Source organism: Methanosphaerula subterraneus, from assembly GCF_052055875.1.
GTDB classification, from domain to species: domain Archaea; phylum Halobacteriota; class Methanomicrobia; order Methanomicrobiales; family Methanospirillaceae; genus Methanosphaerula; species Methanosphaerula subterraneus.
The window spans coordinates 589,319-606,435 of the sequence record NZ_CP170508.1; the positions used below are offsets into that span (position 1 = coordinate 589,319).

Annotated in this window: 8 protein-coding genes and 1 CRISPR repeat array (1 of these 9 cut by a window edge); of the genes, 5 read left to right on the forward strand and 3 right to left on the reverse strand. The window is 64.1% G+C overall.

Annotated elements, in window-relative coordinates:
• Window positions 1–205: a CRISPR direct-repeat array (repeat unit 29 nt; unit sequence GAGTTCCCCACAAGCGTGGGGATGAACCG) (it extends 2,935 nt beyond the left edge of the window).
• Window positions 206–364: 159 nt separating this feature from the next.
• Together ACFKSJ_RS02695 and ACFKSJ_RS02700 are read left to right on the forward strand one after the other, a co-directional pair.
• A complete protein-coding gene (locus tag ACFKSJ_RS02695) occupies window positions 365–2,545 on the forward strand; it encodes a dipeptidyl-peptidase 5 (RefSeq protein ID WP_440950733.1) in 2,181 nt (726 codons plus the stop codon).
• A 76-nt stretch (window positions 2,546–2,621) separates the two neighbouring features.
• Window positions 2,622–4,682 (forward strand): 6-bladed beta-propeller, encoded by a 2,061-nt coding sequence (locus ACFKSJ_RS02700; protein WP_440950734.1) that lies wholly within the window; start codon window positions 2,622–2,624, stop codon window positions 4,680–4,682.
• A 67-nt stretch (window positions 4,683–4,749) separates the two neighbouring features.
• On the opposite strand, the gene ACFKSJ_RS02705 is transcribed toward ACFKSJ_RS02700, so the two are convergent.
• Window positions 4,750–8,985 (reverse strand): carbohydrate-binding protein, encoded by a 4,236-nt coding sequence (locus ACFKSJ_RS02705; RefSeq protein ID WP_440950735.1) that lies wholly within the window; start codon window positions 8,983–8,985, stop codon window positions 4,750–4,752.
• A gap of 280 nt (window positions 8,986–9,265) precedes the next feature.
• Between ACFKSJ_RS02705 and ACFKSJ_RS02710 the strand changes: the two genes are divergently transcribed.
• The 3 genes from ACFKSJ_RS02710 to ACFKSJ_RS02720 all read left to right on the forward strand — a co-directional run bounded on the left by ACFKSJ_RS02710 (window position 9,266) and on the right by ACFKSJ_RS02720 (window position 15,419).
• Entirely contained in the window at window positions 9,266–11,494 is a 2,229-nt protein-coding gene (locus ACFKSJ_RS02710; RefSeq protein WP_440950736.1) for a PKD domain-containing protein, read from the forward strand.
• Between the two features lie 219 nt (window positions 11,495–11,713).
• Window positions 11,714–14,449: a carbohydrate-binding protein gene (locus ACFKSJ_RS02715; RefSeq protein WP_440950737.1), complete on the forward strand. Its 2,736-nt coding sequence runs from the start codon at window positions 11,714–11,716 to the stop codon at window positions 14,447–14,449.
• 112 nt (window positions 14,450–14,561) lie between these two features.
• Window positions 14,562–15,419 (forward strand): UbiA family prenyltransferase, encoded by an 858-nt coding sequence (locus ACFKSJ_RS02720; RefSeq protein ID WP_440950738.1) that lies wholly within the window; start codon window positions 14,562–14,564, stop codon window positions 15,417–15,419.
• 65 nt (window positions 15,420–15,484) lie between these two features.
• Here ACFKSJ_RS02720 and ACFKSJ_RS02725 read toward each other — a convergent pair whose 3' ends face one another.
• On the reverse strand, window positions 15,485–16,150 hold the full coding sequence (locus ACFKSJ_RS02725; RefSeq protein ID WP_440950739.1) for a hypothetical protein: 666 nt from the start codon (window positions 16,148–16,150) through the stop codon (window positions 15,485–15,487).
• A 185-nt stretch (window positions 16,151–16,335) separates the two neighbouring features.
• Window positions 16,336–16,986, reverse strand: a complete 651-nt coding sequence (locus ACFKSJ_RS02730) for a hypothetical protein (RefSeq protein WP_440950740.1) — start codon at window positions 16,984–16,986, stop codon at window positions 16,336–16,338.
• Between the last annotated feature and the right edge of the window lie 131 nt (window positions 16,987–17,117).

Genomic DNA, 17,117 nt, shown 5'->3' on the forward strand with positions numbered 1-17,117 from the left:
CCACAACCGTGGGGATGAACCGTCGCAGAGGTATGTTGACGATGATCCGCCGACGAGTTCCCCACAACCGTGGGGATGAACCGTACCATCCGCCGGCGATATAGCTGGAAACCTCGAGTTCCCCACAAGCGTGGGGATGAACCGGAGGAGGTAGGAAAGGATATCCTCCTCAATTTGAGTTCCCCACAACCGTGGGGATGAACCGTGGTCTCTCTGGGCCTGCTGTTTCAGGCTGATGAGTTCACCAGCAGATGGGGGAAAAAACAGAAGAATCACCTCTCTTGCACCCCACCGCCCCCCCAGAAAGAACCACAACGTGCACTCATCACACAACCCATAAATCCCCGTTTTGTGACTATCATAGATGGAGATCAGAAGGATCGAACGGGCCGCGCTGCTCTGCCTGGCCGTCGCCGGCATCCTCCTCGGAACCGCCGTCCCGGTGCTCGCCGCAGCAGCATCGCATCCCTTCACCGTGAACGACCTGGTGACCCTCCAGCGGGTCGGAGCACCCGCCCCGTCACCGGACGGGGCCTGGATCGTCTTCTCCCTGCGCAGCACCGACCTGGCCGGCAACAGGGGACTGACCAGCCTCTGGATCGTCAGGCCCGACGGCACCGATCTCCGCCAGCTGACCTTCCAGCCCGGCAACGATGCGAACCCCTGCTGGTCGCCCGACTCCTCGACCGTCTATTACCTCTCCACCAGGTCGGGCAGTTCGCAGGTCTGGAAGGTCTCCCCGGCCGGCGGAGAGGCCGTGCAGGTCACGGACCTTCCGCTGGACTGCTCGAACCTGAAGATCTCCCCTGACGGGAAGAGCCTCGCCTTCTCCATGCCGGTCTTTCCCGGCGCCGGCATCGACGAGACGGCCGCAGACCTGACCGCCATCGAGCAGCAGAACGCGTCCGGAAAGGTGTACGACGCCCTCCCGGTCCGCCACTGGGACGCGTACGGGGACGGCCGGCGGAACCATATCTTCGTGATGGGCCTCGCCGCCGGGGAACCGGTCGATGTCATGCGGACGATGGATGCCGACAGCCCCTCGGACCCGTTCGGCGGGCCGGAGGAGTATGCGTTCACCCCGGACAGCGCCGGGATCGTCTTCTCGGCGGCCGACACCGGACGCGAGGAGATGTGGAGCACCGGACACAACCTCTACCGCGCCTCGATCGCCGGGACCGAGCCGCCCGTCAACCTCACGCCGGCGAACCGGGCCTGGATCACCCGGCCGGCCTTCTCGCCGGACGGCACCACCCTCGCGTACCTCGCCATGACCAGTCCGGGCTACGAGGCCGACCGGTACCGCATCATCCTCCGCTCCTGGCCCGGCGGGGAGGACCGGGAGATCGCCGCCTCCTGGGACCGCTCTCCGTCCTCCATCGCCTGGTCGCAGGACGGGAAGACCCTCTATGTGACCGCCATGGACACCGGGAACAGGGCGCTCTTCGCGATCGACCCGGCCACCGGAGCGGTCAGGACCCTGGTCGGGCACGGCTCGGTCTCCTCGGTCGGCACCATCGGGGACCGGCTCGTCTACGCCCTGGCCAACCAGACCGCCCCGGCCGATCTCTACACCATCGATCCCGACGGAGACCATCCAGAGCAGATCACGCAGATCAACCGGGACCGGCTGGCCGAAGTCCGGATGGGAGAGTACGAGCAGTTCTCCTTCTCGGGCTGGAACAATGAGACCGTCTACGGCTATGTGGTGAAACCCGTGGACTTCGATCCTGCGAAGAGCTACCCGGTCGCCCTGCTGATCCATGGCGGACCCCAGGGTTCGTTTCCTGACGAGTTCAGTTACCGCTGGAACCCCCAGGTCTATGCCGGCCGGGGCTACGCGGTGGTGACCATCGACTTCCACGGCTCGGTCGGATACGGCCAGGGCTTCACCGACTCGATACAGGCGGACTGGGGCGGGAAACCGCTGGAGGATCTCCAGAAAGGGCTGAAGGCGGCGCTTGACGAGAATCTCTGGATGGACGGGGACCGGGTCGCCGCGCTCGGCGCCTCGTACGGGGGGTACATGGTCAACTGGATCGCAGGGGCCTGGCCGGACCGGTTCCGGTGCCTGGTGACGCATGACGGCCCCTTCGATATCCGGCAGTCGTACTTCGATACCGATGAGCTCTGGTTCCCTGAATGGAATCATAACGGCACTCCGTGGGAGAACCCGGAGGCGTACTCCCGGTTCAACCCGGCCGAGCATGTCGACGCCTGGAAGACGCCCACCCTGGTCATCCAGGGCGGGAAGGACTACCGGGTGCCTGAGACGGAAGGGTTCGCGGTCTTCACGGCCCTCCAGCGGAGGAACATCCCGAGCAGGCTCCTCTACTTCCCTGACGAGAACCACTGGGTGCAGAAACCGGGGAACAGTATCCTCTGGCACGATACGGTCCTCGACTGGCTGGACCGGTGGACCGGGAATACCAAACCGTCGACAGAGGCCCTGCCCGCGTCCGGGAAGTCAGGGAACATCTCCTCTGTTCTTCAGCGGCTCGCCGTCCCCGACCTTGTCCCCGGAGACGACGAGACCGTTGCATAGCGACGAAAGAAAGTATTAAGAACAAGATTTATCGTGGGACCGGACCATTCAGAAATAGTGATGGTGGTGGTTCTGCATGAGGGCTTCGTATTGTCTGGACATACTTTATATTCTGATCGTCTGTAGCAGCCTCCTGGCCGTCTCGGCCGAAGGAGGGTACGTGTACGCCGCGCAATGGGGCGATTACGGTCCTGGTGACGGGCAGTTCGACCAGCCCGCGGCCGCCGCGGTCGACACCGCCGGCCATGTCTACGTCGTCGACACGTGGAACCACCGGATCGAAAAGTTCACCGCGAACGGTACATTCATCACCCAATGGGGCGGTTCCGGCCTCGGCGACGGGCAGATGCAGTTTCCAATGGCGATCGCCGTCGACAGCGCAGGGAATGTTTACGTCGTCGACTCGTTCAACAACCGGGTCCAGAAGTTCGATCCGACCGGCGGATTCCTCATGAAATGGGGGAGTCTGGGCTCCGGTGACGGGCAGTTCAACCGGCCGACCGGTATCGCCGTCGACGGCGCCGGCACCGTCTATGTCGTCGACGAGCAGAACAACCGGGTCCAGACTTTCGATGGGAACGGCACCTTCCTCATGAAGTGGGGGAGTAATGGTTCGGGGGACGGGCAGTTCCGCTGGCCGTCCGGTGTCGCGGTGGACTCCGTCGGCACCGTCTACGTCGTCGACTCGTTCAACAACCGGGTCCAGACGTTCGATGCCAACGGCACCTTCCTCCAGAAATGGGGCGGTGAAAGCTCGGGGGAGTTCAAGTATCCTGAGGGTGTCGCCGTCGACAGCGCAGGGAACGTCTATGTCGCCGACAGGAGCAACAGCCGGGTCCGGCAGTTCGCGTCGAACGGCACATTCCTCAGGAACTGGGGCGGTTATGGCTCCGGCGACGGGCAGTTCAACTATCCGGAGGGTGTTGCCGTCGACAGCGCCGGGAACGTCTACGTCGTCGACACCGGGAACGACCGGGTCCAGAAGTTCACGTCGAACGGCACCTTCCTCCAAAAATGGGGAGGCAGTCTCGGCTCGTTCGACGGGCAGGTCAGGGCGCCCCATGGTGTCGCCGTCGACACCGCCGGCAACGTCTACGTCGTCGACACCGGGAACGACCAGGTCCAGAAGTTCGACGCCAACGGCACCTTCCTCAGGAAATGGGGAGGTTTCGGTGCGGGGGACGGGCAGTTCAACTATCCGGAGGGTGTCGCCGTCGACACCGCCGGCAACGTCTACGTCGCCGACACGGATAATCGCCGGGTCCAGCAGTTCGCCCCGGACGGCACCTTCATAGCGGCGTGGGGTAGGGCCGGTTCGGGAGCCGGGCAGCTCGACCGGCCGTTCGATGTCGCGGTCGACGGCGCAGGGAACGTCTACGTGACCGACCTGACGTACGACCGGGTCCAGAAGTACGACGCATCCGGGACATTCATCCAGTACTGGGACGGGAATGGTTTGGGGGACGGGCAGTTCATCAATCCGTCGGGTATCGCCGTCGACAGCGCCGGCACCGTCTCCGTCGCCGACACCGGGAATCACCGGGTCCAGCAGTTCACGTCGAACGGCACCTTCATCAGGCAATGGGCCTGTGTCGGATCTGAAGACGGGCAGCTCCAGGACCCCTATGAGGTCGCCGTCGACAGCGCAGGAAACGTATATGCAGCCTGCGTGCAGTTCCAGAAGACCGGCTGGCTGGCGATCCAATCCGGGATCCAGGATACGACCCCCCCTCCCCAGCTGATCCGGTCCGCGGTCCGGAAATACACGCCGGCCGGGACGTTCATCACGGAATGGGGCGGCCTGGGCTCCGGCGACGGGCAGTTCAGAGAGGTGCGGGGGATCGCCGTCGACAGCGCCGGCACCGTGTACATAACCGATTGGAGCAACCACCGGGTCCAGACGTTCGTCCCGGCCGTCGCCCCGGTCCCCCCGTCAGGGAACGCCCCCCGGGACCTCGCCGGTGACGGGCTCTCCGAGGACATCGATGGCGACGGGGTCCATGACTTCGACGACGTGGTCCTCTTCTTCACCCAGATGGACTGGATCGCCGCGAACGAGCCGGTCGGCGCCTTCGACTTCAATAAGAACGGCAGGATCGACTTCGACGATATCGTCCTGCTCTTCAACGGTCTGTAGGGATCGATCCAGAACCCCGCGGGGAGGGTGGCGAGCCCGGGGGCGGCCCGGGCGCCGGCGGTCGGGCTCAGGTGGCCCGGATGTACCCCGTCCGCTGAACGGTCTCGGTCGAGCCGTCGGTGTAGGTGACCGTCACGAGCGGCGAGAAGGTGCCGGCGGCCGGGTAGAAGAAGGTCGGGGCGACCGTCCGCGAGTTCCAGGTCTCCAGGTGGGCCGGGGCGTCGAACGACCAGAGGACCGAGCCGATGCTCTTTCCCTCCGCCGGGGTCAGGGTGAACTTCACGGCGCTGCCGTGCGGGGCCGTCGTCGGTTCGGCGACGAACGAGGCCCCGCCGGACGGGACCGGTGTCGTCGGCGTCGTCGTTTGGCCGGCCGGCGCGAACGCGATCCAGTCGAGGTTCTGGCCGTCGCCCTGGAAGGTGAGTCTCAGGGGGTGGTACCCGGACGTCAGGGTGACAGGGACCGAGACCGTCCGGTAGGTGTCGAAGGACCCGGTCTTCGGGACCGCGACCGTCGCGAGCGTCTCGCCGAAGAACGACAGCACGATCGTCCGCCCGCTGTTCGGGCTCGCGACGCGGGCGGTCATCTCGTAGGTTCCGCCCTCTGCGACATACACGGTGTAGGTCAGGTACTCACCGGTGCGGATCCAGCCGACATCGTAGCCGCTGGCACCGGTCTCGATGTCGACGTCGTCCTGACGGTACGCGCCGCCCTGGTTGCCGGGCGTGGTGTCGACATACCCGCCGAGATCGTAGTCCTCGGCCTGGATCGTGCAGGGAATCTGGAACGGCTCACGAGTCTGCGGCTGCGGCGCGAACGCGATCCAGTCGAGGTTCAGACCGTCGCCCTCGAAGGTCAGCCGCACGGTGGTGTTCCCGGCCGGCAGGGAGACGTACTCCTCGACCGCCGTCGTGTACGTCGTGAACGACCCGGTCTTCGGGAACCTGATGAGGAAGGGCTCCTTCTCCGAGTTGACCGAGATCCACGCCTGAAGTCCTTCGTTCGGGGTCGCGACGCGGGCGGTCATGAGGTAGGGCCCGCCCTCCGGGACGTTCAGCGTGTAGATGAGCCACTCGCCGTCCCGGATCCAGCCGACATCGGTGATCCCGCCGGCCGTCTCGATGTCGACGTCGTCATGGCGGTAGACTCCGCCCTCGTTGCCGGCGGTGGTGTCATGGTAGGCGATCCCCTCGCCGCCGAGGTCGTACTCCTCGGCCTGGATCCTGCCCGGGACCGGGTGCTGCGTGTACGGCGCCGGGGCGACCACCGGCGTGCCGGGCGACGGCGCGAGCGGCAGGTAGTCGGTGACGCCCTCCTCCGGATTGACGACATAGGGGACGTCGCAGATGCCGTCGCGGTCAGCGTCCGGGTGGGTCTCCGAGAAGCCCGTGCCGTTCGGGTTGGCCCAGAAGTTGCCGCCGAGGTACGGGCCGCCGACGATGTTCGCGCCGCCCGTCTTCTCGTAGTTCAGCTGCCCGGACTCAAATGACCCGAAGTAGCCGTTGTCGGTGTTGTTCAGGTAGTTGTTCCGGACGCGGGACCCCCAGTCGCCGCCGACGAACCCCCTGCCGTTGCCGGTGATCCAGTTGCCATGGATGTCGCACCCGCCGCGATCGGACGCGTGCACGCCGTCACCGGCGTTCCCCTCGATCCGGTTGCCGACGATCTCGGCGCCGCCGTGCACGAACTCCAGGCCGTCGTCGCCGTTGGCGCGGAAGGTGCAGTTCCGGACGACCGCGAAGGAGCCGTCCCTGCTGGTGAGGCCGTCGCCGGCGTTCTCCGAGACGTCGCAGTCGGCGATGTGGTTCGTGGTGCGATCGCTCGACTGGAGCATGTCACCGCTGACGCCCACGCCGTTGCCGGTGATCGAGCATCGTTCGACCGCGAAGCCCCCGGCCGGGTAGGAGAGGGCGAGCCCGAGGTCGGTGTTCTCTCTGAGGACGGAGTCGCGGAGGACGTGGTCATGGGTGGTCCCCCCCCGGGGGCCGTAGCTGATCCCGACGCGGTTCTGCTCGGCGACGACCTCCTCGACCACGGTCTCCGATGCTCCGCCGACCCGGATCCCCTCGTCCCAGTGGCGGACGGAGAGGTTCCGGATGGTGACGTTCGCGATGGTGCCGGGCGACGTCGGGGTGGCGAGTCCGGTGGCGTAGACGCCGATCGAGCCGTCTGCGCCGGCCCCCACGATGCTGTGGCCCATGCCGTCGAGGACGACGTCCGAACTCGTGATCAGGACCCCGATCCCGTCGGCCGATAGGTCACCGTCGAGGGTGTGAAGGCCGGGCGTGGAGATGAGGAGGTGTGGCGTCGGTGTCGGGACGGGCGTCGGCTCCTGCGTCGCCGGCAGCTCGAAGTCGAGGTAGTCGAGGTTGACCCGTTCGATGCCGTCGAACGAGAGCCGGACCGTGGTCGCTCCGGCGGGGAGCGGGAAGGGTGTCGAGTCGTGGATGAGGAAGGTGCCGAAGGACCCGGTCGGCCTGAGATCGACCGTCCCTGCGGCCGTGCCGTTGGTCGAGATGGCGACCCTTTTCGTGGTCGCGTCCGGGTTCGCGGCCGAGAGCCGGAGGACGACGGTCTGCGGCGTGGTCGCGTTCACGGTGTACGCGAGCCACTCGCCGCCCCGGATCCAGCCGACATCGGTGATCCCGCCGGCGGTCTCGATGTCGACGTCGTCCTGCCGGTAGGCTCCCCCTTCATTGCCGGCGGTGGTGTCATGGTAGGCGATCCCCTCGCCGCCGAGATCGTAGTCCTCGGCCTGGACCTGGCCCGGGACGGAGAGCGGTTTGTACGGCGCCGGCGTTCCGTTCGCCGACGTCTCGAGCGTCAGGGTGACCGGCACGGTCTGACCCTTCGCCGGGTACTGCGTGATGTTCCAGACGGCGTCGTGGTACCCCGAGAGGGTCGCGATGACCTTCCTCATCGGTGTGGCCGTGAGGTGGATGGTGACGTTGAGCGGTCCGTCCGTCGTGGTACCCACCGGGTACCTCGTTGAGGAGAGGTCCTCGAGGTAGATCGAGGCGCCTGCCGGCGCGGTCGAGACCAGGAAGTACCCGACGTCACCGCCGACGATCGGCGGCTCTTCTGGCGGGTAACCCGGCGTCCCCTCGATGATCTCGCCGAGCGAGAGGCCGAAGTAGGTAATGTCCCCGCCGGCGATCGTCCGGTCCGTCACGACAGCACCGTGGGGGTCGGTGTGGTCGATGAGAGTGAGGGGAATGGCGTCGAGCTGCGCTTCCTGCGCCACCGCGAGGGGAAGGCCGTCGTTCACGTAATCCGGGATCTCCCAGCCGTCGGCACCGCGTACGACCTCGTGAAGCGTGTAGTGCGAGGGGCCGAACTCAGGCGTGGTCGCATTCGTGACGATGAATCGCGTCGGCGCGGTGTCGTTGCCGAGGATGTCGCCGGTGACGAAGTGCCAGTTCCCCATGTGGTCGTAGCTCTTGCCGGAGAGGACCTCGGCGAGGGAGAGGCGGTACCAGCCGATCTCGCCCGTGCTCGTGGTCGTGTCGTTCACGATCACGATGTGCGGGTCGGCGTGGGCGACGCGGCGCAGGTCGCTCTGGTTCAGGACGCTCTCGGGATATCTGAAGTCGCCGTTGTAGAACTTCTCGATCATCCAGCGGTCTGTGGACCTGACGGTGTCGATGTAGGTGTTGTACCACGTCTCGTTGTCCCGCTCGAAGACCTTCGAGACGATCTCACCCCGGGTCGGGTCGGAGACGTTGCCGAGGATGTCGCCGGCGGCGTAGATCGGGGAGATCGAGGGGGACTCGCCCGGTGCGGGCTCGACCGGATAGACGACGCCGGCCAGCGCCTCGGCCAGCGAGAGCCCGGTATACTGCATGTCACCGCCGGTGACCGTCGTGTCCGTGATGATCACGAGGATCGGGTCGACGTGGCCGACACGGCGGGCCTGCAGGTTCTCGACGAGGTTCTGCTCGTCGACCGTGAAGTCGTGGTTCCAGTACCCTGGAATCTCCCATCGTCCCGCGTTCCAAACCACGTCGAACGTGGTGTAGTACGGGATCGAACCGGTCGTGTCCACGCTCGCAACCACGATGCGATCGGTCTGGTTCGCTGCGGTGATCTCCAGGACGTCCCCGGCGACATAGCGCTGGATGCCGGGGGTATACGATGCCTGCACACCTCCGACGAGCAGGCAGAGCGCGAGCAGCAGTAGAGCCGCCGGCGCCAGGGCGCGGAGGCGCCCAAAAGCAGATGAGATCTGGTCCATCATATCCTCCTGGCCGCTCTGCTCTGAAGCGGCGGTTGCTGAGCTGGCGCCCGGAAGAAGGAATGGCATGGCACCTCGCGTGGGAAGCACGACAGATGGTCTGTCTCTCCAGCTGGGGCGATCGAGAGATCTCAGTCTGAGGTGATAAACGTTGTGACCTCGCCGGGGTGGGCGGAGAACCGCTCCGCTCCGGGAAGGCCCCTCACTTCGACGAAGACCGGGGAACCCCGATAGTGACCCATCTCTCCCGCCCAGGGAGGCAGGGTTAATGACAGGAAAAGCCCATTCTAAATATTCTGTGTGGTGTTGAATGAAATTTTCGTATAATTTGTATTTTTTGTGTCTCCTGTTGCTCCTGTGCAGTGCCGTCCAGACCGTTTCAGCCGATGGTGGATATGTGTACTCCACACAATGGGACACTTCGGCCGCGTTGAACGACTCCTATTACAGTATCTGGGGTATCGCGACGGACAGCGCCGGCAATGTCTATGTCGCCGACTCGGAGAATGCCCGAATCAAAAAGTACGATTCGTCAGGCGGATTCCTCCAGGCCTGGGGCAATGACGGTCTGGAAGACCGCTCGCGAGACGGGCAGTTCAACCAGCCGCATGATGTCGCCGTCGACAGCGCCGGCAACGTCTATGTCGCCGATACCTATAACAGCCGGATCCAGAAGTTCGATTCGAACGGCGGATACCTCGCGCAATGGAACGGTTCCGCCTCGGCGGGCGGGCAGCTCAGAGAACCACGGGGGGTCGCCGTCGACAGCGCAGGGAACGTCTATGTCGCCGACACGGGCAACAACCGGGTCCAGACGTTCGATGCGGCCGGCACCTTCCTCCAGGGATGGGGCAGTGCCGGCTCGGGAGACGGACAGTTCTCCGGGCCGATCGGTGTCGCCGTCGACAGCACCGGCAATGTCTACGTCGCCGACATGGAGAACAGCCGGATCCAGAAGTTCAATCCGTCCGGCGGATTCAGCAGGACAATGGGCAGTGCCGGCTCGGGAGACGGGCATTTCAGTTATCCCGTGGATGTCGCCGTGGACCGTGCTGACAACGTATATGTCGCTGACTGGCTGAACAACCGGGTCCAGAAGTTCGATGCGAGTGGTACCTTCATCACGACCTGGGGCAATGATGGTTCGGCTAGTCGCCTGGGAGATGGGCAGTTCGGCAATCCGCAGGGTGTCGCCGTCGACAGCGCCGGGAACGTCTACGTGACCGACAATGGCAACAACCGGGTCCAGAAGTTCGCCCCGGAGACTCCGCCCCCGGCACCAGCGCAGGCCGTTACCGCCGGCTTCTACGCCTTCGGCCATGTCGGCCAGGCCCCGTACTCGGTCCGGTTCCTGGACCAGTCGATCGGCTCTCCGACCGTATGGACGTGGGACTTCGGGGACGGCAGCACCTCGACCGAGCAGAACCCGACGCACGTCTTCAATAAGACCGGCGCCTGCAATGTGGCCCTGACCGCCTCGAACGACCTGGCGAGTGATACGGCGATCCAGTACCGGTGCATCATCGTAAACACGGTGCCGGTCGCCAACTTCACCGCGAACGCGACCGCCGGCCGGACGCCGTTCACCGTGGAGTTCGCCGACCAGTCGACCGGAGCGAGCGGGTACCAGTGGCAGTTCGGCGACGAGCAGATGTCGACCGAGCAGAACCCGGTCCACACCTACTCGCAGCCAGGGACCTATACCGTGACGCTGGTCGTCTCCGGTGCGGACTACGGCAGCGTCTACACGCAGAAGTCCGGGTACATTACCGTCACCAACCCGCCGACGGTCGGGTTCTCGGCGAACGTGACGGCCGGCCTCGCACCGCTCGGCGTGCGGTTCAACGAGTCGGTGAACGGCTCGGTCCAGTACTATTACTGGCAGTTCGGGGACGGGGCGACCTCGTTCGAGCCGAACCCGGTGCATGTCTACGATACCGCCGGGAAGTACACCGTCTCCCTCTATGCGATCGGCCCGAATGGCACGCAGGTGAAGACGGTCGATGACTGCGTCAACGTCACCGACCCGGTCACCTCGACCCTGACTACGCTGGTCCCAACGAACACCACGATGGTACCAACCGTCACGACGGTCGCACCGACGGTGACCGGCCTGGCGTACAACGGTCCGCACACCATCCCCGGCACGCTGCAGGCCGAGGACTACGAGCACGGCGGCGAGGGGATCGCGTACCATGACACCACCGCCGGCAATGAAGGGGGAGTCTACCGGCAGGACGATGTGGACATCGAGGTGCTCGACATCGATCACAGTCCGAACGTCGGCTGGATCCGGGCCGGCGAGTGGCTGGCGTACACCGTGAACGTCACCACCGCCGGCACCTACGACGCCGGGTTCAGGGTCGCTTCATCCCACGCCGGCTCATCGGTCCAGGTCTACCTGGACGACGGCACGACCCCGGTCGCCATGGTCAACGTCCCGAACACCGGCGACTGGCCGGTCTTCCGGACCGTCCCGGTGCAGGTCACCCTGCCGGCTGGGCAGCACCGGCTGAAGCTTGCGTTCCCGACCGACTACGTCAACATCAACTGGATCGGTTTCGCCCAGAGGGGCTGATTCATCCCATTTTTCCCAAAGACCGGTGCCGCGCCATCACCATGGCGTCCACCACCAGGGAATAGACTTCTCCTAGGACCCTCATCCCCGTGAAGAGAGCCCCGAACTTTTTGGTACCGGTACCGACGAGGCCGTTGCATAGCAAAGAGAGGAAGTTTTAAGAACAAGCTTTATCGTGAGACCGGGCCATTCAGGAAATAGTGATAGTGGTGGTTCTGAATGAAAACTTCGATCTTCTGGTATCTAGTCTGTGGCCTGCTCCTCGCTGGCAGCGTCCAGGTCGCTTCGGCTGAAGAGGGGTATATGAACAACTCCACACCGGCGGACATGGTCGGTGGAGACGGGCGGTTCTCCGGCGCCGGAGATGTCGCGGTCGACAGTGCGGACACCGTCGCCACGACCACCCCGGCCGTAACCAGGGAACCCTATTTCCCATACAATGGGACGCACAGTGTCCCCGGCACCGTCCAGGCAGAGGACTATGACTATGGTTTCGAAGGCTCCGCCTACCACGACACAACCCCCGGCAACCAGGGCGGCGCGTACCGCCAGGACGATGTTGACATCGAAACCGGCGCCAGCGGCTACGATATCGGCTGGATCCAGGCCGGCGAGTACCTCACCTACACCGTCGAAGCGGCAGCATACGGCGACTACACCATCGCACTCCGGGCCTCCAACCCGGACGCAGCCGCAAAGACCGTGACCGTCTCATCGCGGCATTTTGATAACAACAACCCTCCGATCACCGTCAGCGTCTCATCCACCGGCTCGTTCGACACCTATGACACCTTCACCTCTGCAGGCACCCTGTACCTCAGGGAAGGCAAGAATATTGTGACGGTGGCCTTCGGCGCCTCACGGATGAACCTCGACTCGATAACGTTCGGAAACGACGCAGTGCAGCCCCTTCAGGCTGCCTTCACCGTGAACACGGAAACGGTCCCGGCCGGGCAGCCGGTGATCGGCACCGATGGGTCGACCGGGTACCCGGTTTCCTGGATCTGGAACTGTGGTGACGGTACCACCGCATCGAACCGGAAGATCATTCACCAGTATCGTGCTCCCGGCTCGTACACGATGAGTCTGGCGGTTAGAAACGGCTCACGGACCAGCACTGTCAGCAGGACGATCACCGTCACCCCCGGTCTTCTGACGGCGGATTTCGAGGTGGGGACCACCCCTGGCAGCACCATGGTCTGGATCATCGATAAGTCAGGGAATGCAACGACGGTCAGGTACGACCTTGGCGACGGTGTCGCCAGCAGGAACATCCCGGCGAACGGGCCACACCTCATCTACTATTACAGTGTGGCCGGCACCTACACGATCACCCAGACGGCGACCGGTGCCACCGGAGAGACCGCCACCAGACAGGTGAACGTGACCGTCAGGAGTGTCCCGGTAACCCCGGATGTCACCCCGTACACACCCTCAACCATCGTCGAGGCCGAGGACTACGAGCACGGCGGCGAAGGAGTCGCCTACCATGACACCACCCCCGGCAATGAAGGGGGAGCCTACCGCACCGACGATGTCGACATCGTGAACACCTCCGACGGAGGATACGCCGTCAGTCTCATCGAGCCCGGGGAATGGCTCGCCTACACGATCGACAATACCGGGACCACCCCGTTGAATCTCATCGTCGACTTCCATGTCGCCAGCACGAAGGAGGGAGGGGCCATCCTGGTCGAGGTGGACGGAACCGTTGTGGAGACGGTCGGCGTACCCGACACGGGGAGCCTGTCAGACTTCGAAACCGTCTTTACCGACTTTATTATCTCTGAGGCTCCCCAGCATATCATCAGGCTCAGGTTCAATGGAGACAGCATGAGTCTCGATAAGATTGTCATCTTCTGGAACAGGAAGGTCGGGACCTATGCAGATGGATGGGCGGTCGCGAACTTCACCCAGGATACGGTGAACGGGACCGCACCCCAGACCGTGCACTTCACCGATACGTCGCTGGACGAACAATATATATCAAAATGGCACTGGACCTTTGGAGACGGAGCGACATCTGAGGAACAGCACCCCACCCACACCTATCTCCAGCCGGGGGTGTACACGGCGAGCCTGTCCCTGGAGGGAATATCCCACTACTTCGAGTCTATTGGATATCAGGATCAGATCGGTCTGGGGTGGTTACAGATCTGGGGAGGGGATAACGGAAAGAAGTCGCAGACGATCACCATCACCGGTGCGCCGGCCGCCACACCGGTGGCGAACTGCACGGTCACCCTCGTCGGGGGGCGGGAGATCCAGATCACCGATACCTCGGTGAACGCCACCTCGGTGCGGTACGACCTGGGCGACGGCACCATCACCGACCTGACCGGGTTCAGGTACACCTACTGGCAGTCCGGAATCTACACGATCACGCTGACTGCGACCAATGCCGCCGGCTCTTCGGTGAAGAAGGTCCAGGTATACGCGCCGGCGGTGCCGCCAGTCACGCCATCGATCGTGATCGGTTCCCCGTACATCCCCGGCATCCTGCAGGCCGAGGACTACGACCTGGGCGGCGAGGGTGTCGCCTACCATGACACCACGCCCGGCAACGAAGGCGGGGCATACCGGCAGGACGACGTCGACATCGAGACCGCGAACGGCGTCACGGACGTCGGCTGGATCCGGGACGGCGAGTGGCTCACCTACACCGTGAGTGTCACCCGGGCCGGGACCTACAACCTGGCGGCGAGCGTCGCGAGCCCGAACGACGGGCGAATGGTGGCGATCTCGGTCGACGGGGTTAAGAAGGTGGGCCTCTCTGTCTGGAACACCGGGTCCTTCGAGGCCTTCAGGACGACCTCTACCCTGGTCATGCTCCCGGCCGGCACTCACACCCTGACCCTGACCTTCCAGGGCGACGGCCAGAACCTCGACTGGGTCGAGCTGACGCCGTTCGTCCCGCCCACCCCGACAACGCCGATGCCGGACGGGTCGACATGAACCAGAGGCCCACTCCTCATTTTCAGCGTATGGACCCCTCCATCACCCTGGACAGCACACACTGGTGCCGGAATGGTACCAGTCCAAATAGGAGTACCATCAATGCTGGAGCATGAGGTTGAGCATCGGTACGAAAATTCGTGCATCCGCCGATCTCATCAGGATGGATCTCGCCCTGGGTGCCGGGATCTTTTTTGTTGCCGGCGGGATTCTCGCTCTCGGAGGAGTGCCCCCGCTGAACCAGGTGCTGTTTGGATTCCTGACGATCTTCTTCATCTCCGGTTCTGCGAATATCTCCAACGATTATTTTGATCGTGATGTCGACAGGATCAATCTGCCTGCACGACCCCTCCCATCGGGCCGCATCGCTGTCCCCGAGCTGTGGGCCCTCTTCTTCCTCTTCACCGCGGCCGGGCTGATGACCGCGGCCCTCCTCGGACCGCTGGTGCTGGCGCTGGTGGCAGTCCTCTGGGGGATCGCGCTGCTCTACAATATAAAACTGAAGAATTCCGGATTTGCCGGCAACCTGGTCGTGGCCGTCTGCGTTGCGATGACCGTGCTGCTCGGGGGGATCACGGCCGGCACCATCAACGGGCTCCTCCTGACCTTCGCGGCCCTGGCCTTCTTCTTCGACCTCGGCGAGGAGATCGCATCGGATGCCATGGATGTCGAAGGGGATCGGCTCCGGTCCTCGAAGAGTCTTGCGAAGCGATGGGGCAGGACCGCTGCGATCCGGATCGCCGGGGTCGTGTTTGCCGCGTTCTGTCTGCTGACCCTGCTCCCCTTCGTACTGGGCTGGCTCGGGTACGACTACCTGTTCCTCGGTGCGGTCATGGACCTCTGGACGATCTCCTGCTGGTGGAGGCTGGCGCGAGCCCGGACCGTCGACGAGGGGCGGGAACAGGTCCGCCGGCTGTACCTCGCCAGGGGATTGTTCGTCGTCGTATCTGTCATCACCAGGATTCGATAATTCGGGCAGGTTCATAGACCGGGAGATCGCCCGTCACCGGTATCGATCGCCGCAGAAGAGCGCCCTTACTCCCCGTCCTCCGCCGGGCACTCCTCGTACGCACCCCGGTTGTAGAGGTTGATCGCGAGGGCCACCAGGTCCTCGTCCCCAGGAAGCTCCAGCGCCGTCTTCCCCAGGATCCGGATCCTGACCACGGCCGGCGATGGCCCGGGAATCTCCTGCCACTCCGGGTCCTCGACATAGAGCCAGAGGATGGCCAGCATCAGTCTCTGGTTCTCATCGTCGGCCAGGTAGTCGGCCATGGTGCCGTGCCCCTCGAGGCCGGCGCCGGTGATCTCCATCCCGGGAGTCGCCAGGAAGAGATGCTCGTTCAACTCCCCGAGCAGCGCCCGGACCTCGTCGCCCGACGCCCCTCTCAGCATTCTTCCACCGTTCCGTGTCTGGATCTTCCCAAGCCCGTCCTTGAACGCGTCGACGTGCCGGTCGGCATACAGAACCTCGTCCTCACCATCCGGGAGATCGTTCGCACCGTACCGCAGTGACGAGAGGACCGTCGCGAAGTCGTCGACCGTGTTGTTCAGGTAGAGCAGCGATATCCCTGCACACGGACCACCATCCGCCCCGCCTTCCCACCGGCCGAAGAGATGGGTGGTGGGGAAGACATCGGCGGGTTGGTACCAGAAGAGGGTGACCTCGTCGTCGTCCGAGAAGGGGATACGTTCGATCTGCATGGGTGGGACGTACGTGAGGGGAGGTTAAATAGAATTCGAATGATGCCAGGATTTGTTCGCGCTCACTATCCGGCGGTATCCCTCATACATAATCGATATTCCTCAGAAATGCATTCATCTCCAGGGATGGTGTCAACACTCACCCCGCCGGTCAAAAAAGAGGGATCGGCCCTCATCTCCCGGTCCTAGACCGAGACTTCTTCGTACGCACCGTTGTTGTAGAGGTTGATCGCGAGGGCCACCAGGTCCTCGTCTCCGGGAACCACCAGCGCCGTCTTCCCCTCGAGCCGGGACCTGACCACATCCGGCTCCGGTCCGGGGGTGTTCTGCCAGTCGGGCTCATCGCAGTACCGCCCGAGCATGGCCAGCATCAGCTTCTGGTTCTCGTCGTCGGCCAGGTAGTCGGCCATGGTGCCGTGCCCCTCGAGGCTGGCGCCGGTGATCTCCATCCCGGGGGTCGCCAGGAAGACATGCGTGCTCAGCTCCGCGAGCAGCGCCTTGACCTCGCCGCCCGGCACCCCGGCCAGCGATCCGCCGTTGCGTTCCGCAAGGTTCCGAAGCCCGTTCATGAACGCATCGACGTGCCGATCGGCGTACACCTCCTCGATCGCTCCCTCCGGGAGGTCGTTCGCACCATGACTGAGGGAGGAGAGGACCGTCGAAAAGTCGTCGACCGAGTTGTTCAGGTAGATCAGGGAGATCCCTGCGCACGGTCCGCAGGCCGCCCCGTCCTCCCACCGGCCGAAGACATGGGTGGCGGGGGAGACATCGGTCGGTTCGTACCAGAAGAGAGAGACTTCGTCGACGTCGGTGAAAGCGATCCGTTCGATCTGCATGGAAGGGAAATGCGCGAGAGAAGCATAAATAGAATTCGAATTGTGCAGTCCTCGCCTGTACGACCTGGCGGAGAATCATGGGTGGAGAAGGATCCACTGCCCATGCAGGGGAGACAGGTGAACGAATAATT